At 65.1% G+C, this 18,827-nt stretch carries 17 protein-coding genes; 8 read left to right on the top strand and 9 right to left on the bottom strand.

Translation table 11 applies throughout. From position 1 onward, the window contains the following. Window positions 1-214: 214 nt before the first annotated feature. Together OCU_RS36385 and OCU_RS36380 are read left to right on the top strand one after the other, a co-directional pair. On the top strand, window positions 215-1,030 hold the full coding sequence (locus OCU_RS36385; protein ID WP_038536066.1) for a helix-turn-helix domain-containing protein: 816 nt from the start codon (window positions 215-217) through the stop codon (window positions 1,028-1,030). A gap of 7 nt (window positions 1,031-1,037) precedes the next feature. Further along, window positions 1,038-1,505, top strand: coding sequence for an NUDIX hydrolase (locus OCU_RS36380; RefSeq protein ID WP_014379999.1), 468 nt, complete (start codon window positions 1,038-1,040; stop codon window positions 1,503-1,505). Between the two features lie 10 nt (window positions 1,506-1,515). On the opposite strand, the gene OCU_RS36375 is transcribed toward OCU_RS36380, so the two are convergent. The 8 genes from OCU_RS36375 to OCU_RS36345 form a co-directional block, all read right to left on the bottom strand. Then, on the bottom strand, window positions 1,516-2,052 hold the full coding sequence (locus tag OCU_RS36375; RefSeq protein ID WP_033712782.1) for an HD domain-containing protein: 537 nt from the start codon (window positions 2,050-2,052) through the stop codon (window positions 1,516-1,518). A gap of 423 nt (window positions 2,053-2,475) precedes the next feature. Next, window positions 2,476-2,757 carry a DUF1490 family protein gene (locus OCU_RS36370; protein ID WP_369798138.1) on the bottom strand — a complete coding sequence of 94 codons (282 nt, stop codon included), beginning with the start codon at window positions 2,755-2,757 and terminating at the stop codon, window positions 2,476-2,478. A 48-nt stretch (window positions 2,758-2,805) separates the two neighbouring features. Continuing rightward, the gene (locus OCU_RS36365) at window positions 2,806-5,172 is read right to left on the bottom strand and encodes a heavy metal translocating P-type ATPase (RefSeq protein ID WP_085981105.1); all 2,367 of its coding nucleotides are present in this window, start codon (window positions 5,170-5,172) and stop codon (window positions 2,806-2,808) included. Window positions 5,173-5,177: 5 nt separating this feature from the next. Beyond that, window positions 5,178-5,654 (bottom strand): DUF1490 family protein, encoded by a 477-nt coding sequence (locus OCU_RS51900; protein ID WP_075362272.1) that lies wholly within the window; start codon window positions 5,652-5,654, stop codon window positions 5,178-5,180. 171 nt (window positions 5,655-5,825) lie between these two features. Next, window positions 5,826-6,299: an ArsR/SmtB family transcription factor gene (locus OCU_RS36360; protein WP_014379994.1), complete on the bottom strand. Its 474-nt coding sequence runs from the start codon at window positions 6,297-6,299 to the stop codon at window positions 5,826-5,828. A gap of 724 nt (window positions 6,300-7,023) precedes the next feature. Continuing rightward, on the bottom strand, window positions 7,024-7,929 hold the full coding sequence (locus OCU_RS36355) for a cation diffusion facilitator family transporter (RefSeq protein WP_014379993.1): 906 nt from the start codon (window positions 7,927-7,929) through the stop codon (window positions 7,024-7,026). A gap of 76 nt (window positions 7,930-8,005) precedes the next feature. Then, on the bottom strand, window positions 8,006-8,290 hold the full coding sequence (locus OCU_RS36350) for a TFIIB-type zinc ribbon-containing protein (protein ID WP_014379992.1): 285 nt from the start codon (window positions 8,288-8,290) through the stop codon (window positions 8,006-8,008). A 186-nt stretch (window positions 8,291-8,476) separates the two neighbouring features. Next, window positions 8,477-9,199, bottom strand: a complete 723-nt coding sequence (locus OCU_RS36345; protein WP_033712808.1) for a YoaK family protein — start codon at window positions 9,197-9,199, stop codon at window positions 8,477-8,479. 510 nt (window positions 9,200-9,709) lie between these two features. On the opposite strand from OCU_RS36345, the gene OCU_RS36335 reads away from it, so the two are divergent. From OCU_RS36335 to OCU_RS36310, 6 genes are all read left to right on the top strand, one after another. Next, a complete protein-coding gene (locus OCU_RS36335) occupies window positions 9,710-10,048 on the top strand; it encodes a DUF732 domain-containing protein (protein WP_014379989.1) in 339 nt (112 codons plus the stop codon). A 278-nt stretch (window positions 10,049-10,326) separates the two neighbouring features. Next, entirely contained in the window at window positions 10,327-10,605 is a 279-nt protein-coding gene (locus OCU_RS36330) for a DUF1490 family protein (protein ID WP_014379988.1), read from the top strand. A 9-nt stretch (window positions 10,606-10,614) separates the two neighbouring features. Beyond that, window positions 10,615-12,870, top strand: a complete 2,256-nt coding sequence (gene ctpC, locus OCU_RS36325; RefSeq protein WP_014379987.1) for a manganese-exporting P-type ATPase CtpC — start codon at window positions 10,615-10,617, stop codon at window positions 12,868-12,870. A gap of 289 nt (window positions 12,871-13,159) precedes the next feature. Then, window positions 13,160-13,861 (top strand): cation transporter, encoded by a 702-nt coding sequence (locus OCU_RS50435; protein ID WP_373368545.1) that lies wholly within the window; start codon window positions 13,160-13,162, stop codon window positions 13,859-13,861. 329 nt (window positions 13,862-14,190) lie between these two features. Continuing rightward, window positions 14,191-15,525, top strand: coding sequence for a magnesium transporter MgtE N-terminal domain-containing protein (locus OCU_RS36315; RefSeq protein WP_014379985.1), 1,335 nt, complete (start codon window positions 14,191-14,193; stop codon window positions 15,523-15,525). Window positions 15,526-15,623: 98 nt separating this feature from the next. Beyond that, window positions 15,624-17,204 carry an NRAMP family divalent metal transporter gene (locus tag OCU_RS36310; RefSeq protein ID WP_014379984.1) on the top strand — a complete coding sequence of 527 codons (1,581 nt, stop codon included), beginning with the start codon at window positions 15,624-15,626 and terminating at the stop codon, window positions 17,202-17,204. 962 nt (window positions 17,205-18,166) lie between these two features. Here the strand turns inward: OCU_RS36310 and OCU_RS36305 are convergent. Beyond that, on the bottom strand, window positions 18,167-18,805 hold the full coding sequence (locus OCU_RS36305) for a DUF5134 domain-containing protein (RefSeq protein WP_038536058.1): 639 nt from the start codon (window positions 18,803-18,805) through the stop codon (window positions 18,167-18,169). Between the last annotated feature and the right edge of the window lie 22 nt (window positions 18,806-18,827).

Below are 18,827 nucleotides of genomic sequence, written 5' to 3'. Positions count from 1 at the left end.
TCTGTCTGCGCCAGGTGGGGCGCTGGACTCAGTTCACATGGACACCGCGGACGTTGCGAGGACGTTTGCAGGCATTGCCGACACGACCCAGACATTTCCGACACGAGAGGGACATGACGCCGGACATCTGCGGGACATCACCGACCCAGTTTGAGACCGGCGCGTGGCAAACTAGGAACCACGGGCTGGGGACGGACAGGGACGACACGGGAAGATGTGCGCTGAGACGACAGACAATCAGGACGGCGATGCTGGCACCGCAGCAATCCCGAACGATCGCCTAGCACAACGGCTACGGACCAAGGGGCTGTCCCATCGGCGGTTTGCCACGGAGGCGGGTGTGGATGTCAAAACGGTCCGTCGCTGGTTGGCCAACGCCACCTACAAGGTCCGCGACGATAACGCCCACCGTGCCGCCGAGGTACTCGGCTGTACCCCGCACGACCTGTGGCCCAATCAATTCCAACCCTCCACCGCACGCGCGCTGGCGACAAACCTGGGTGGGCCGTTCACTGCGACGCTGTACGCCAGCCGCACCCAGTTACCGATCACTGCGTGGCAGCAGCATTTCGCCGACGCCGCCACAGGTATCGACATACTCGTCTTGGCGGCCACGTTCCTGTTCGACACGCTCGACGGATTTCTCGACACCCTGCTCGCCGCCGCCGCCCGTGGTGTTCAGGTGCGATTCCTCATTGGTGACCCCGACACCGCCGCCACGATCCTGCGCGGTGAGGAAGAAGGCATCGGCGAAGCCGTCATCGCACGCTGCCGCACCTCCGTCGAACTGCTCGCTCCGCACGCCGGCACACCGGGGCTGCACATCCGTACCCACGACACCACGCTGTACACGTCAACCTTCCGGGTCGACGACACCATGATCGTCAACTTCCACATCTACGGCTCACCGGGACGCAACAACCCTGTGCTCGTGCTCTCCCGCCACCACGAACCCCGACTGTGGGCCACCCTCGAACAAGCATTTGCCCATATCTGGGACAGTGCCAACCCACTGATCAGGAAAGGCTGATTCTGGAATGCGGACCGATTACTACAACGACCCCGACGCCCCCCAGCCCAACAGCGTGGTCCCGTCCGCCTCGGCCATCGTCACCGACGAACAAGGCCGCATTCTGTTGGTCAAACGCCGCGACAACACCCTGTGGGCGCTACCCGGCGGCGGGCACGACATCGGCGAAACGATCGCAGGCACCGCCGTGCGCGAAGTCAAAGAAGAAACCGGTCTCGACGTCGAAGTCACCGCCCTGGTCGGCGTCTACACCAACCCGCACCACGTCGTGGCGTTCACCGACGGTGAAGTCCGCCAACAATTCTCCCTGTGCTTCACCACAACCCTAATCGGCGGTGAGCTAGCCATAGACCACGAAAGCACCGACATCGCCTGGGCCCATCCCGACGACATCCCCACCCTGGATATGCACCCGTCGATGCGACTGCGCATCGACCACTACCTCCAACACCGCGACAAACCCTATCTCGGCTGAGCCACCGCGGTTAGAGCCAGTCGCGCACTCGCTGGACCGCGGCTAACAGCTCCTCGCGGCCCGCATCGACCGCGCGATGCACCGGATCCTCGGGCGCGTAACGAGTCAATACGTCGCTTAATCGATCATCGGCTGACACCGGCGACCCGTCCGGCCCGGTCGTCAAATCACAAAACGTCAACGCATCCAGAACGTCGCTGGGCGGATCACCGAACTCTGACAACCCCTGTAGACCGCGCTCGGATGCCTCCACATGCGCTCCGGTATGAAACGCGACCAGAGACGCAACCAGCTTCCCAAATCCGGCCGATCGAACAAACTCCGCCCCATCGAGCGGATGAAACCCCGTCCGGCGCACCGACGGCGCGTAGCCGATATCGTGCAGCCACGCCGCCGCCACCAAACAATCGGCAGTCTCTGCGTCGAAATGCCGACCAAGCTGCTGCGCTGCCGCCACCACACCCCGCACATGCGCCAACCGCCCAGGCTGCCCCACCAACCGGGCCTCGGCCTCCCGCCGCGCACGCTGCGCCAGAACCCCGCTCACACCACCAGCCTACGAGTCTCATCGCCGCCGCGCAGACCCACAGCTGATGCTCAGCGCAGCCGTGACCGCACAGGCCCCGCAGGAATCTGGCGGCTACCTGCGGGCTTCGCTCCGCTCCCTTTGCTCCCGTCCGCTGGCGCTGCCGTCCGCGCCGGTCGCTACGCTTCGCCCTCCGTCCGCCGCCCCACCAGCTGTCTACGACCAGTCAGCGCCCACACCTCAAAGGCCTCAGCACCCCGGGTCTCACGACAACCCAGACCTGTCCTCGCTCCTCGCCGCGCCGAGCTGCCGTGGCAGCAGGCGCGCAAACGCTCATACACCGCCTCCGACCTACGGTGTGAGAACTTTCTCTACTGATATCGAGGTATCCGAAACAGATTCCAGGGCAGCGTTGCTCACAGCCGCCACAGTCATGGCGGGGGATCAGTGTTCATGCTCGTCGACACCGGTGACCGCAGGCGCCGGCGCCTCCTTACCGATGCGTTCACGCGCCTCGGCCATCACGTCGGCGAGCTTGAGCCGGGCCGACTCGGCAGCCCTTTCGGCCTGCCGAGTCCCGCGCAGACCCAACTCCGTCGCCGCCACACGGGCTTGATGAATCGGCGCCTTGCCCACCACCTTGCATAGCAGCTCGTAGGCGCCCACCCCGACAACCCCGGCGAGTACCATCGTGCCCGACTTCCCGAAGGACTCCTGGATCTCCACCGCCATTTTTTCTGCTGGTTGGCACCCGTTCACGCTATCCTGCGAAGACTATGTCGGTTGCCGCGCCGACCGACCTGTCGCGACGATCCTCGTCTCACCGTGAGTCGTAATACTCTCGGGTGTCTTGCCCTGAGCTGTAAGTGGTTTGGTGCGTCCGGCGCGCACACCGTTGACGATGACGATGACCTCGGTGAGCTCGTGCACCAGCACCACCGCGGTCAGGCCGAGGAACCCGAACAACGCCAGCGGCATCAGCACGGTGATGATTCCCAGCGACAGTCCGACGTTTTGCCGCATGATCCGCCGCGAGCGGCGCGCGTGCTGCAGCGCTTGGGGCAGGTGGCGCAGGTCTTGGCCCATCAACGCGACATCGGCGGTTTCGATGGCGACGTCGGTTCCCATCGCCCCCATCGCAATTCCCACATCCGCGGCGGCCAGGGCCGGAGCGTCGTTGACGCCGTCGCCGACCATCGCGATCGGTCGCCGGGCACGCAGCTGTCTGACCTGTTGCGCCTTGTCCTCAGGGCGCAGTTCGGCATGCACATGTTTGATTCCGGCTTGGGCCGCCAGAGCGGCAGCGGTGGCGTGGTTGTCGCCGGTGAGCATCGCCACCTCGTAGCGGGCGGCGCGTAGGGCGGCGATGACCTCGCCGGCTTCGGGGCGTAGTTCGTCACGCACGGCGATGGCCCCGAGCAGCAGCGTGTCGCGTTCGACGAGGACCACTGTGGCCCCGGCTTGTTGCATGCGCGCCACATCATCGGCGAGGTCGGCGGGCTCGAGCCAGCCCGGGCGCCCCAGCCGCACAGCATGCCCGTCGAGTTGGCCGGTCAGCCCGGCCCCCGGGACGGCTTGCACGTCGCCGGCGGCCGTCGGGGCTGGGGCGGCGGCGAGGACGGCCGCGGCCAGGGGGTGCTCACTGCGGGCCTCCAACGCGGCGGCCACCGCCAGCACCTCCTCGCGAGTGGCGCCGTTGGTGGTGGCGATGTCGATGACAGCAGGCCGGTTGGCCGTCAACGTTCCAGTTTTGTCCAGGGCGATCCCGCCGATGGTGCCCAGCGCTTCCAGCGCGGCGCCGCCCTTGATCAGCACGCCGAGTTTGGAGGCGGCGCCAATGGCGGCCACCACAGATACCGGCACGGCGATGGCCAGCGCACACGGGGAAGCCGCGACCAACACCACCAGAGCACGTTCGACCCAGATCAACGGGCTACCGACGACAATGCCCGTCGCGGCGATCAACGCCCCGGCGATCATGATGCCGGGCACCAGCGGTCGCGCGATGCGATCGGCCAGCCGCTGGCTGGCGCCTTTGCGGGCCTGTTCGGCTTCCACGATGTGCACGATGCGCGCCAGCGAGTTGTCCTCTGCGGTCGCGGTGACCTGCACCTGCAGCACTCCCGAGCCGTTGATCGAGGCGGCGAACACGTCGTCACCGGGTCCGGCCTCGACCGGCACCGATTCGCCAGTGATCGCTGAGACGTCCAGGGTTGTGCGCCCGGCACGAATGATGCCGTCGGTAGCCAGGCGTTCCCCCGGTTTGACGATCATCTGATCACCGACACGCAGGTCGGCGGCGGCGACCACGGTTTCGATGCCCTCGCGCAATACGGTGGCCTGATCCGGCACCAGCGACAGCAGGGCACGCAGGCCACGGCGGGTGCGCGCCACCGCGTATTCCTCCAAGCCCTCGCTGATCGAGAACAAAAACGCCAACATGGCGGCCTCGCCGACCTGACCCAGTGCGACAGCGCCCGCCGCGGCGATGGTCATCAAGGTGCCCACGCCTATACGGCCCTCGGTCAGTCGTCGCAGACTGGAGGGCACAAACGTCGAGGCCCCCACCGCCAACGCGAAGACCTTCAGTCCCAGCGCGATCGGCCCAACTGGGGTGACCCATGCGGTAACCACCGAGGCGCCCAGCAGCACCCCGGACAGCGCGGCTCGTCGCAACTTGGAGACTTGCCAGAGCCGTTCCGGCTCGCACTCAATGTCATCGTGGTCGCAGCCGCAGGCATCGCTCACCACCCGCGGTCGCTGCCCGGCGACGACAGCCGCCGGACGGCCCGATAGCGTTCGCGCGGTCCAGTCGATGACGCTGTGCACTACACCGCGGATGTCAGCCGAGTGCGGGGCATACGCGGGCACCGACGCCGCGGGGATGTGCTGGGCATCGGCGATCGCCGACAGCACGGCAGCACTGTCGCAGCGCCCCGGCGAATACCAGATCACCACCGATGCCGTTCGCGGATAGGCATATACGGCCCGCACACCGGTCACCTTGCCGACCGTGTCCTCGATCGCGGCGGCCCGCACTGCGTCGAACCGAAACCCACTGGTATGCACCCGCATCCGGCCCGCCGCGTCGGATACGACGGTCAGCTTGGCGCCGGCATCAGGGCGAACGTCAGTGGTCAGCATCATCAGCCTCCGTGGTGGTGGTCGTCGCCGGATTTTGCCGCCGCCTGCGGTGGCCGCTTGCCCGCTTTGCCGGGACGCTTGCGAGGCTCAAGTTCCGCCGCCGCCTGCGGTGGCCGCTTGCCCGCTTTGCCGGGACGCTTGCGAGGCTCAAGTTCCGCCGCCGCCTGCGGTGGCCGCTTGGCCGCTTTGCCGGGACGCTTGCGGGGCGCAGGTTCAGCCACCGCCGGCGGTGCAACTTCCTCCTCGACTTCCTCACCGACGCGCTCTCGCGCCTCGGCGACCACGTCGACGACCGCGAGTCGAGCCCGCTTGACGCTTTTCTGGGCCTCACGGGCAACGCGCAAACCACAGGCGCTAGCGGAAACCGTCGCCTCCCGCCAGGGAACCTTCGCCCATGCCCTGCCTACGGCCTCAAACGCCGCAGCCCCCACAAAACCCGCCGTGGGTGCCGCCTTCGCCGAAAGTCCGTGCTTCACCATCCCGACCGCTCCCTTCCAAACGTTGCGCCATCACAGCGCTGCGGGCAGTCACAGCCCCCGCCGCCACCTTCTACTTCTGACCCCGGCCAACTCTCGGTGGCTGGCATCACGCCTCAATCACCTGCCGCACGTGCCTGAACGAATGACTGCTACCGACAAATGTCGTGTTCGTCATGCCCTGCTCCCAGCCGTCACAGGCCCGTCATCGGTCGGCGTGGCGATGCCCACCTCAATCGGCTCGTCCAACGAGACCCCCGTTCCAGCTCCGTCAGGGCGGGCGTTGGCCTTGGTGCCGTAGGTGGGGCACAGTGCCACCGCGTTGCCTGTCACCGCCAAGACGGCTTCCGCGGCGGCGAATAAGTCCAGCAGTTCGGGCACGGCCAGCGCGTAAAACACCTGCCGCCCCTCGGGTCGGCCGACGATAAGTCCACAGTCACGCAGGCACGCCAGGTGTGAAGACACCGTCGATTGCGGCAACCCCAGCATGCGGGTGAGGTCGACCACCCGCGCTTCCCCATGGGCGAGGTGGCGGACGATCGCTAGCCGGGTCCGATCCGACAGGCCATGAAACAACGCGACCGCGTCCGCCAAATCCTTACGCGGTGACGCGGCGGGCGGGACAGCATCGAGACTTTTCATCGACATAACCCGATGATAGCGGCCCAGCTAATTGATTACAAGCCTTCGGTGTCAACCGTCGCACATGGTGGCGGCTTTGACGTGACGCGATCACAACACCGAACTGGCCACGATGACCGACCGATTCACACTTGCACAACCGCTGACAGAGTCGGCGAATCGCGTGCGGCCCTCGCGTCCCTTCAGCAGGAGCAATCCTTGCCGCGTCAGGAGCGGATGCCCTGCCAATCGCGACGGCGGCGACCGCCAGCCCGATCGCGGGGTCGAACCACCAACCGCCGGACCAGCTGGCGATGATCGCCAGACCGACCAGAGCCGCGGCGGCCGCCGAGCCCAGCCCGCCGCCAGTATGTGGTTCGCCCGACCCACGAGCGGCATCACCACCAAGGCGACGCCCGTCAACTCGCTCACTCGCTCGGTTTGGTGCTGTGTTGATGCAGGTTGGGCACGCCGTCCCGGATGCCCTGCATTATTTGCTGAGCAGGGGGACGGTGTGGTCCTGACACCGGGTGATCGCAGGAGCAAGAGAGGCTGCCAAAGGGACTGGGATCGGCGGTGGCTCGGGCCGCCACGCTCAACGCGATACCGGCACAAGCGAGGAGAGCCATGAAGAGCCTGAAGCACTTCGCTGTGGCGTTCGTTGTTCTGAGGAGGAACTTCCCCGGCCCTGGTCCGGGCTGGGCATCCGATTCGCTCCGTTGATGCGCATAGCTCCTGCCTCGTTCTCGGATCACGGGCGGTGCACTGGCCCGTGTGGTCCGGCGCAGTGCTCGCCGCCGTTGTCGCCATCGGCGACAGTGTGGTCGACTTGCAAGGTGGTGTGCTCGAGACCGAACTCGTCGTGCAGCACCGTTTCGATGTGGGAGCGAACCATGCGGGAGTCGGCATCGTCAGCGACGAGTACGTGCGCTGAGAGTGAAGGTTGGCCTGACGTGATCTGCCAGACGTGCAGGTCGTGCACTTCGATCACCTGCGGTACTGCGACGACCCTGGCGCCGATCTCGGCCGGATCCAGGTTCGCTGGGGCGGCCTCTAAAAAGATCCTGCCAGATTCGCGGAGCAGCCCCCAGCCGGCGCGCGCCATCAATGCAGCCACAAGCAAGGCGGCAATGGCATCGGCGCGGGCAAAGCCAGTCACCCACACCACCAGACCGGCAACCGCGGTGCCGATGAACGCGTATAGGTCGTTGAGGATGTGCTGAAAAGCGCCTTCTACGTTCAAACTGGTGCGGTTCGCGCGGCTGATCGACCAGGTAGCGCCAATGTTCACCACGATCCCGGCCAGCGCGGTGAACAGCACCAGCGGGCCCGCAACTTCTGGCGGGGCGATAAGCCGACGCACCCCCTCATAGAGGAACCACGCCGTCAGCAACAGCAGTGTGATCCCGTTGGCCTGTGCCGACAGGATCTCCACCCGCTTGAAACCGTAGGTGTAGCGGCCCCGCGCCGGACGGTCAGCCAGCCGGATCGCGATCAGCGCCAACATGATTGACGCCGCGTCGGTAAGCATGTGGCCGGCGTCGGAGATCAACGCCAGCGAGTTCGCTACAACGCCGATAACCACCTCGACGCCCATGAAAGCGACGATCAAACCGAGCGCGGTTGCTAGCCATTTGCGGTCCGCGTCCGCGGACACCCCATGGCCGTGGTCGTGAGCTTGGCCGTGTGCGTTGGCCCGCTCCACCGGGGGGCGGGGCGCTTGGCACCTGGGATCAGTGGTGTCCACCGCGATAACCTCCGTGGCGGCCACCGTAATAACCCTCGCCGAACAACCCGCCTAGAAAGCCTCTCGGGCGGGCGCCCTCGACATACACCGGCTGCGCCGGGTACTGCTGCTGCGGCGGATAGGGGCTCGGAGGGGATTGGGGTTGCTGCTGGGCGGAATAGAATTTGGCTTCGGCCTCGGCGAGCTGCTCAAGCTCGCCGCGGTCCAGGAATATGCCCCCGCAGCCGGTGCATTGATCGATCGTCACCCCGAACCGCTGCACCGGCAACATCTGCGATACACACCGCGGACACTGCAGGGGCGACTCCCTGGTCTCGGCTGATCCGCGCTCATCGTTCACTTGACCTCCCGGTGCTGATCGCAGCAACGTCCACAGGCTAACAAATAATAGAATCATTCGCATGTATGAATGAAAGTCGCGCGTAAGGTCGTCCTGGGCTGACCTGGCTGACGCCGGTCAGTGGGAGGATGCGGGCGCGGGCTCGGGCGTGAATATCGCGCGAGCCGCCACACTGTCACGTCGACGGGCATGCAGCAGACTGGCAGCCGCCACCGTGAGGCAGGCGGTCGCCGGCAATATCAGGGCGTGGTCGCCGATTCGGCCGCCGATCACCGCCCCGGCGGCGCCGCCGCCAAGGAACAACACCACCGTGGTGACCAGAACCGTGGCCTTCCACGTGTCGAGCCCGTGACGACGGCTGCGGCCCAGCATGAAGCCGAGGTCGGTCATGGTGCCGGTGAAATGCGTGGTACGGATCGTCATCCCGCGAAAATTCGACGTCATGCCGTTTTGCAGCCCACACGCGGCGGCGGCCAGCAACACCTTGATTCCCGCAAGTCCCCCGGCGGTCGCCGCGAGCAGCAGCGCGGCTTCGCCGACCAGGACTGCAGCGTGGCGCGGGCCTGTGTTGGTCCGCGTGCCACCCAACATAGCGCCGGCGCCCGCGGCGCCACACAGGAACCCGAACACGATGAGCACGATCATGCAGCTCTCATACAGCAGCGGATTGGCTGAATCCATGCCCAACTTGGTGGTCAAGGCGGTCAGGTTGCCCACTGGGAACGCCAATACCAGCAACGCCACCGAATTGACGAACCCGGCGACTGCGGCCAACAGCCCTCCGTAGCCGAGAACGAGTAACCGAGTCGGCCAGTCTTTAGACGTGAGCTTTTGCGGCATCGTCTCTTTCATCTCCAGTGATCGGCGCGACGCTAACGCGAGCGCCTCAGCAGCGACACCACCATAGCCGCCAAACGAAAATCCTCGCCGAAGCGAGCGACGGTGCTCCCTGAATGCGGCCCATGCGCTGACCCAGCGGCTCGTGTGGTTGGCGCTCTTGCATGCGCAAATTACTATATGTTGCTATGGGGTTCAACCGGTCCTCTTCGCGGTCTGCTCGTTGTCGTGTTAGCGGTGCCCGGGCTGGGATGGCACCGCTGACGTCGCGATGCGAAAATCCCGAGGGGATTGACGAGCTGCTGGTTGTTCGCATTGGGCTGCAAGGCCCGTCGGTGTCGCAGTTGACCGCGATCCGGCGGTGGGCATCCGAGAACCGAACACGGGAAACCACTTCGCGGGTTCGGCGGCAGGAAATCCTCAACCTTGTCGGCCGATCAATGAGCAACCACCACCGGGGTGACCTGTAATGCGCAGGCACACGTTCGCCACTGGCGGGACGCGAGGACCGGAATGAACCCGTTCTCGGCGAAGCGGTCGATGATCACTGCTGTTGTGTTGTCGGCCGCCGGGCTGCTCTGCGCGCCGCCAGCATGGGCGGATCAAACAGATGACGCGTTCCTCGCGACGCTTGAAAGACACGCGGTCGTCGTGACCGACGCCAACACCTCGATCGCAATGGGACACGCCGTGTGCGCGGGACTGGACAAAGGCCAAACGCCTATCTTCGTGGATCTGTCGCTGGTGAAGGACACGAATCTGTCGGCACATGAAGCCGGGTACTTCATCGGCGCCTCGGTAACGTCCTACTGCCCGCAACATAAGAGCGAGCTCGACGGTTCGGCGTTCTAGCCCGATGCCCGCGTGAAATTAGGTTAGGCGCGGCCCATTGCGTCCGGTGCGCCGGCCACTGTCTGTGCCACAACTCGCGCTGTTGGGGCCGGCGTCCGGGTGCGCGGTCTGATCCGCGATGTGGGCTATTCATCCGATCTGACCGCCCGGATCTCTGAGGCGAAGACTTCACCGGCAATGTATGTCGATATTGCAATGCGTCTATGTTAACGTCGGTTGGTGACGCGGTGAACGTCTGCCCATCAGGGGCAGACCCGGGAAGGAAGGAACGAAGAGTAATGCTGCACGGGTTATTGGGTAAGGCGGGCGCGGCGGTGTTTACCGGCTTGGTCGGCGTGAGCGCCTACGAAGTGGTGAAAAAGGCGGTGGGTAAGGCGCCGTTCCGCCGAGCTGCGGTCGCAACGACGGAGCTGGGTTTGCGCGGGACACGGCGCGCTGAGGTCGCGGCGGAGTCGGCGCGCCTGAAGGTGTCGGACGTGGTCGCCGAGGCCCGTGAGCGCATTGGCGAAGAGGTGCCGCCTCCCGCCGCTGCCGACGTCCACGACCACGACCACTGATCGCTCGATATGACCGTTGTCGATGACGCCGTGTTGCCGGTCGTGTCGGATGCCGGTGGGCGGATGCGGGTGGTGGTCCCGTGGGTGCGGGCGAATTCGCGTCGCGCTGTGGCGGTGGAAGAGTCAGTAGGACGGCAACACGGCGTGCGGGCGGTGCACGCCTATCCGCACACTGGTTCGGTGGTGGTGTGGTATTCGCCGAGACGTTGCGACCGTTCCGCAGTGCTTCGGGCAATCACCGAGGCCGCCCATATCGCCGAAAATCTGATTCCGGCGCGCTCACCCCGATCAGCCGATGTGCGTAACACCGAGGTGCTGCGCATGGTGATCGGGGGGGCGGCGCTGGCCCTACTGGGCGTGCGCCGCTACGGGTTCAAACGGCCACCGCTGCTGAGTCCGACCGGTCAGCTGGTGGCAACCGGCGTGACCATCTTCACCGGGTATCCGTTCCTGCGCGGCGCCTTGCGTTCGCTGCGGTCAGGCCGCGCGGGCACCGACGCGTTGGTCGCGGCGGCCACCGTGGCCAGCTTGGTGCTACGCGAGAACGTGGTGGCGCTTACCGTCTTGTGGCTGCTCAACATTGGTGAATATCTGCAGGATCTGACCGTGCGGCGGACTCGGCGGGCCATCTCCGAGCTGCTGCGCGGCACCGCCGACACCGCCTGGATTCGCCTGAATGACGGCAGCGAGGTTCAAGTCTCGATCGACACCGTGGAGATCGGCGATCAAGTGGTGGTGCACGATCACGTGGCCATCCCGGTCGACGGTGAGGTGATCGACGGGGAGGCGATTGTCGACCAGTCCGCGATCACCGGGGAAAACCTGCCGGTCAGTATCACAGCGGGATCGCCGGTGCACGCCGGTTCGGTGGTGGTGCGTGGACGGTTGGTGGTGCGCGCCAGTGCGGTGGGCAGTCAAACCGTGATCGGACGCATCATCACCCGTGTCGAAGAGGCGCAACTCGATCGGGCACCGATTCAGACTGTCGGCGAAAACTTCTCGCGCCGATTCGTTCCCGCCTCGTTCATCCTGTCTGCGCTCACCTTAGTGCTGACCGGGGACGTGCGGCGCGCGATGACCATGCTGTTGATCGCCTGCCCGTGCGCGGTGGGACTGTCCACGCCGACAGCGATCAGCGCCGCAATCGGCAACGGCGCCCGCCGCGGCATCCTGATCAAGGGCGGCTCCCATTTGGAGCGGGCCGGCCGGGTGGACGCGATGGTGTTCGACAAGACCGGCACACTCACCGTTGGGCGCCCAGTGGTCACGAATATCATTGCGTTGCACAAGGATTGGGAACCAGAACAGGTCTTGGCCTATGCGGCCAGCTCCGAGATCCACTCGCGTCATCCGCTGGCCGAAGCGGTAATCCGCTCGACCGAGGAACGCCGCATCACCATTCCCCCACATGAGGAATGCGAGGTGCTGGTGGGACTGGGCATGCGCACCTGGGCCGACGGTAGGATCCTGTTGCTGGGCAGCCCGTCACTGCTGCGTGATGAACGTGTCCGCATCTCCAAGAAAGCCACCGAGTGGGTCGACACGCTGCGCCGCCAGGCCGAAACCCCGCTGTTGCTCGCGGTGGACGGCAAGCTGGTCGGGTTGATCAGTCTGCGTGACGAGGTCCGGCCCGAGGCGGCCGAGGTGCTGAAGAGGTTGCGGGCCACCGGGATACGCCGGATTGTCATGCTCACTGGCGATCATCCCGAGACCGCTGCAGCGGTCGCCAACGAACTCGGTATCGAGGAGTGGCGCGCCGAGGTACTGCCCGACGACAAGCTCGAAGTGGTGAAAGCCTTGCAGGACGAGGGTTACGTCGTGGGGATGGTGGGCGACGGCGTCAACGACGCCCCAGCCTTGGCGACCGCCGACATCGGGATCGCCATGGGATTGGCTGGCACCGATGTGGCCGTCGAGACCGCCGACGTCGCTCTGGCCAACGACAATCTGCAACGTCTGCTCGACGTCCCGGACCTGGGTGCGCGTGCGGTCGAAGTCATCCGGCAGAACTACGGCATGTCGATCGCCGTCAACGCCGCTGGCCTGCTGATCGGCGCCGGCGGCGCACTATCGCCGGTGCTCGCCGCGATTCTGCACAACGCGTCCTCAGTCGCAGTCGCCACCAACAGCTCCCGGCTGATCCGCTACCGCCTCAGCGATACCGCCTTGGGTAATGCCGGGGACCGCGACACTAATACCGAGGGTAGTCTGCCGTTGCCAGGCGGCTCGGTGCGTCCGCTGGTGGCCCAAGAATCATCCCGTTGACGGCGTCACGTCGGATTCACACCCTTGGGCTCGCCCCTCGTCCTGCGAGCCCAAGGTCGTGAGTTCGCAAGCAATGCTCGTCGAGGAACGAGCTGCGACCGCCAGTTTATGACGGTCTGCTACCCGGCCCCGCGGTAGCACCAAGCGTCCAGTCGCGTCCAAGATGGATCCAGGCGCTGAACGTTGAAATCCTGCACCGGCATACTTGGTTGGATCAGCGAGTGTGGCGGTCGTGGATGCCTTTCGCCCGCGCCCGTAAAATAGCCAAATGCAGCCAGTAAGGTACTTTGTGACAAATTCCGGTCCGGCCAATGGTCCCGGCAAGTTGCTTGACGATGCGTGCTGCGCAGCGTCCGCGCAGAATGCGCCGGCAGTGTTGGCCGCAGATGCGGGGTGGCTGCGTGCGGCCGGCGCGGCCCGCGCTCTAGCGTGGGTGAGCCTCGTCTTTCTGGCCATTGAGGCCGCCGTGGGGCTGTGGCAAGGCTTGGCTGCTGGGTCAGTCGCCCTGACCGGCTGGGCGCTGGGTAGTGTGGCCGAGGGCCTGGCCGGCGTGGTGGTGATCTGGCGGTTCACCGGATCGCGGATGCTGTCGGCGACGGCTGAGCGCAGCGCCCAACGCGGTGTGGCGGTGTCGTTTTGGATGACGGCCCCCTACATCGCCGCCGAATCGGTGCACCACCTGTTCGGTGAGCGCCACCCCGACACCAGCGTGATCGGCATCGTGCTGACCGCCTTCGCGGTGCTGCAAATGCCGCTCCTAGGCCGCGCCCAACGAATCCTCGGCGCGCGATTGGACTCGGCGGCCACCGTGGCCGAAGGCACCCAGAATTATTTGTGCGCTGTCCAGGCTGCCGCGGTGCTCATTGGCCTGGCGACGACCGCAAACTGGTCCAGCGGTTGGTGGCTCGATCCGGTGATCGGGCTGGGCGTTGCCGTCGTCGCGGTCTGGCAAGGCTTTCGATCCTGGCGAGGCGAGGACTGCGGCTGCTAACCATCGATGCAACGCCAGCAACCCACGGCCGTCGCGGGTGAGACCGCAAGCTGAATCGATGCACGTGCATTGCGCAAGCCCGCCGATGCCGACCTCCCTTCCTCCTGCGGCTCGGGCGGTTTCGGCGAGCCCGAGCAAACAGCCGTCACCGATGTTTACCCGTTGGTGGTGCTATCGACGGCATCAGGGTCATACGATCTGGCGGCCGCGCCCGTACAGCCGTAGTTTGATACGTCTGCGAACCTGGCCCTGGATTGGGCACCACGGGTCGCCAATATGGGCCCTAAGTGCAGACCGCTGGCGGCTCTATCGCATTTGAGGAGGATGTAATGAATGCATCACAGGCTGCGGTCGAGCACGACGCGGCGCGGCCGGTGATCCATTTGTCGGAGTTGCTACGTTCGCCGGTTTTAGCCCGCTCCGGAGAGGCTGTGGGCCGCGTGGAGGACGTGATCGTGCGACTGCGAGGCGCCGACGATCATCCGCTGGTGACTGGGATCGTGGCCGGGGTCGGTCGGCGGCGGGTGTTTATCGGCAGCCCTTCCATCAACGAGTACGCCGCGCAGCGAGTTGTGTTGGCCAAGAACAAAATCGACCTCCGCAGCTTCGAGCGCCGCGACGGTGAGGTGTTGTTGCGCACCGATGTGCTCGGGCACCGGTTGATCGATGTGGCGGCTGTGGAATTGGTGCGCGCCTACGACGTGGAGCTCGAAGATACTGGCGGTGGGTGGGTCCTAGCACGGTTGGACACCCGGCGCCCGGCAAGGTTTTTCGGGCTGATCAAGAGCTCGGGTGGGCATGCGGCCCGCGATTGGAAGGCATTCGAACCGCTGATCGGGCACAGCCGTTCCGATGCGATGCGCCGTCAATCGGGCCGGTTCGGCCGGTTCAAACCCGCTGACATCGCTGATCTTCTCGAAGACGCCGACAAAGCAGAAGGCGGCGAGATCCTCGACCGGGTCCGCAGCGACCCCGAATTGGAAGCCGACGTGTTCGAGGAACTCGACCCCGACAAGGCCAGCCGATTGCTCAATGACATGCCCGACGACGAGGTGGCTGCGCTGCTGGGCCGGATGCGCGCCGACGATGCCGCCGACGCGATCGCAGATCTGCGCCAATCGCGACGCCGGCGGGTACTGGACTTAATGCCCGCCCCGCAGCGCACCAAGGTGATCACGTTGATGGGGTTCAACCCCGAAAGCGCCGGGGGGCTGATGAACGTCGACTTCGTCATGTGCGCCGCAGGCGCAACCGCGGGCACGGCGCTGGCGCTGATCGCCGCCGCACGTAGCGTGCAGCCCGAGGCGTTGGTCAAGATGCATGTTCTTGATGAGGACAAACGCCTGATCGGTGTTGTGTCAGTTATTGCGCTATTGCAGGCCGAACCCGACGAAAGCGTGCGGGCCCTGATGGAATCCGACCCGGTGCGAGTCAGCGCCGACGCCGACTTGACCGACATCGCACTGCTCATGGCCGACTACAACCTCTACGCCATCCCGGTCGTCGACGGACAGGATCGCATGCTGGGGATTGTCACCGTCGACGACGTGCTGGAAGCCACCATCCCCGAGGACTGGAGGCGCCGAGAACCCGCTCCCCGGCCCGTCCACGAAATCACCGACAACGACCGCAACATGCCGACGTCAGGGGGTGAAGGGCAGTGAGTTCAGCCGAGCGAAACGACGCCACCGGCCCCCCAACAGCGGCCCACCGTGCCGAGCCACCGCCAGCGACACGCACCGCGGTACTCGACTCGGCACATTTGGGTGACATCGAGGGCGCCTTCGGGCGCATCAGCGTCGGCGAGACCGAGAATGCGCGCACCTGGAAGACCCGACTGCTGACACTTCTAGCCATCGTCGGCCCCGGGATCATCGTGATGGTCGGTGATAACGATGCCGGCGGGGTGGCCACCTACACCCAGGCCGGCCAAAACTATGGGTATTCCCTGCTGTGGGTACTACTGCTGCTGATTCCGGTGCTCATCGTTAACCAGGAAATGGTGGTGCGACTGGGCGCGGTGACCGGGGTGGGGCATGCCCGGTTGATCAACGAGCGTTTTGGCCGCGGCTGGGGCTGGTTTTCCGTCGGCGACCTGTTTCTGCTCAACTTCTTGACGATCGTCACCGAGTTCATCGGCATCAGCCTTGCCGCCGGCTACATCGGCGTCTCCAAATACGTTGTGGTGCCTATCTCGGCAGTGGCCTTGATCGCGATCATGGCAACCGGGAGTTTCCGGCGCTGGGAACGGGCGATGTTCGTCTTCATTGCCGTTACCCTGTTGCAGATCCCGATGCTGTTGATGGCGCGGCCGCAGTGGGCACACGCGGCGAAGTCCTTTGTAGTGCCGACCATTTCGGGGGGCGTGACCTCGGATGCGGTGCTGCTCATCATCGCCATCGTCGGCACCACCGTGGCACCCTGGCAGCTGTTTTTTCAGCAGTCTAACGTCGTCGACAAACGCATCACCCCCCGGTTCATGGGCTACGAACGCGCCGACACGGTACTCGGAGCCCTCGTCGTGGTGATCGGCGCCGCGGCGCTGGTGATGACCGGTGATTGGGCGGCACGCTCCACCAACACCGCCGGTGGTTTCACCGACGCCGGTGCCATCGCGGGCTTGCTCGGTCGAGACAGTCCGGCAATCGGTTGGTTGTTTGCGGTCGTCCTGATGGACGCCTCGATTTTGGGCGCGGCCGCAGTGACCTTGGCCACCAGCTACGCCTTCGGCGACGTATTCGGCCTGAAGCACTCGTTGCACCGCGGGTTCGCCGACGCCAAACAGTTCTACCTGTCCTACACCGCGATGGTGGCGTTGGCCGCAGCGATCGTGCTGATCCCCGGCGCCCCACTCGGATTGATCACCACCGCGGTGCAGGCGCTCGCCGGCTTGTTATTGCCCAGCGCCAGCGTATTTCTCCTACTGCTATGTAATGACCGGCAAGTATTGGGGCCGTGGGTCAATCGCCCCTGGCTTAACTGGGTCGCCGGGCTGATCGTGGGCACCCTGCTGTTGCTGTCGGGAATCCTCATGGCCACCACATTGTTTCCCGACCTCAACGTCGTCGCGGTCGCCGGCTACCTGGCCCTGGCTTTAGTGGTACTCGCCGCTGCGGCGGCCCCAACGTTGCGCTGGATGGGCCGCCGCCAACCCGCGTCGCCGGCCGCACCAACCAAGTTAAGCGCAATGGACCGCAACACTTGGCGAATGCCACCCCTAACGTTGCTAGAGCCGATCACCTGGTCACCTGGCACTCGTCTAGGCATGATCGCGCTGCGTGGCTATCTCGTCATCGGCGTCGTCCTGCTGATCGTCAAAGCCGTCCAACTCGGCGGCCGATAAGCATGCGCCCACACCGGCGTCGACGGCCATCGCCATGAGCACACCACTGCGTCTATGGTTGGCCGCAGAACCTGGTTACCTACCCCATTACAGCCACGCCCAGCAAATCATCGGCACAACAATCCTCGCCACGATCGCCACAATCACGGTGCTGACATTCATCATCATCCGCATCATCCAACGTCGACGAGACCGAGAACGATCGAACCGGCGCCGACGATAGCGCGTGCCGCCCGGTTACTGTCTGCTGAGAAATGCACGACGGTCATCGGTAGGCCGTTTGCAATCAACTGTGATTGCCGAGTTCGTTGGCCGAGCTTGGTACTGCTTGCTGAGGTTCCCGAGCCCGAGCAGCTGCGGCAGTAACCGTGGGGCACAATCGTATACACCCCGGCAGCGCGCTACAGATGACACCGCGCTGCCTCCTTAGCCCCGATCGAGGCCAAGGTTCACGCAAAACACCCGAGGCTGAGGCCAAGGACCGGAGGAAACTCAGTGATCCGGTGCGGAAGGATCGTCGGCACCACGCGTCGCACCCAGGCGGTGCTTGGCAGAACCGATGCTCCGCCGTGCATCAGTGCCTGTTTCCCCAGCGGTTTCACACGAAGAGCGCACGTTTGGAATACGTGCACTCCACCAGCAGAGCGCCCGAACAGCACCTGCTTGATCGTGCTGTTGAGATTGTCGGCGTCTCCGTAGTAACGGAACGAATCTGGTTGTTTTTCTGATCTTCGTCCGGCAACGGCTTACGAGTGGCCTTTGCGCCAGAGCGCTTCGGGGTCGGCGAGTCAACGACCACGGCTACACCGATCCCGGGCCATCGCAGGAATGGGTTAACTACCAGCGACTGACTGTGACGAGGTGAACGCCACGGCAGCACGTAGGGCCAAAACCGGCGCCCAACGCCTGCAACACACCACGCAGGGGCCTGCAGCATCGTTGGTGCGCCGAGCTGCGGCGGGTCATACCTCCAGCATCACGCCGAACATGATGGCCATGCCGGAGGCCATGAATGCCTGGCATAGCGTTCCCCAGTCCCCGAGGCGCGTGGTGTGCTGCGCAGGGTTCGCTTTCCGCTGGGCGAAATAGTGATACAGCCAATACACTGCGGCACTTGCGAATCCGACCGCCGCGATCCAGTTGAGGCTAGTGATCCACCAGGGTTCGGCTGTGTGGGGTACCGATATGTCCATACCCGGCATCTTCATTCCGGGCGAGCTGGGCATTGTGTGGTCGGGTGAGTAATCGCGCCCGCCCAGCGGGCCGCCGCGCATTACCGCGTACAGCCAAGCTACCGCCGCCATCATGTTGGCGTGGTAGCCGTTGGTCAGTCGGCCATCGTCGCCGGAGAACACGTGGGCAGCCACCAGCACGAACCAGACGGCCGCCGCGAGGAAGAAGGCCATCGGCCCGAGTGTGGGGAGTTCCATTCCGACCGGCCAGGCCATCGCAACCATTCCCGCGCACATCACTATGTGCAGCAGGCGTTCGACTGTGCATATCCATCGTTCACGTTGCGCGACAAGGCCGTACAGGTGTCCCGCAAAGCTGGCGCCGAAGAGGACGCTAACCGTCCACCGCAGCGCGAGGTCGCCAATCAAGTTCCGCTACATCGCATGCTCG

The sequence above is a fragment of the Mycobacterium intracellulare ATCC 13950 genome, from assembly GCF_000277125.1.
GTDB lineage: Bacteria > Actinomycetota > Actinomycetes > Mycobacteriales > Mycobacteriaceae > Mycobacterium > Mycobacterium intracellulare.
Note: the sequence above shows the minus strand (reverse complement) of the source record. Positions and strands in the feature narration are given on the sequence as shown.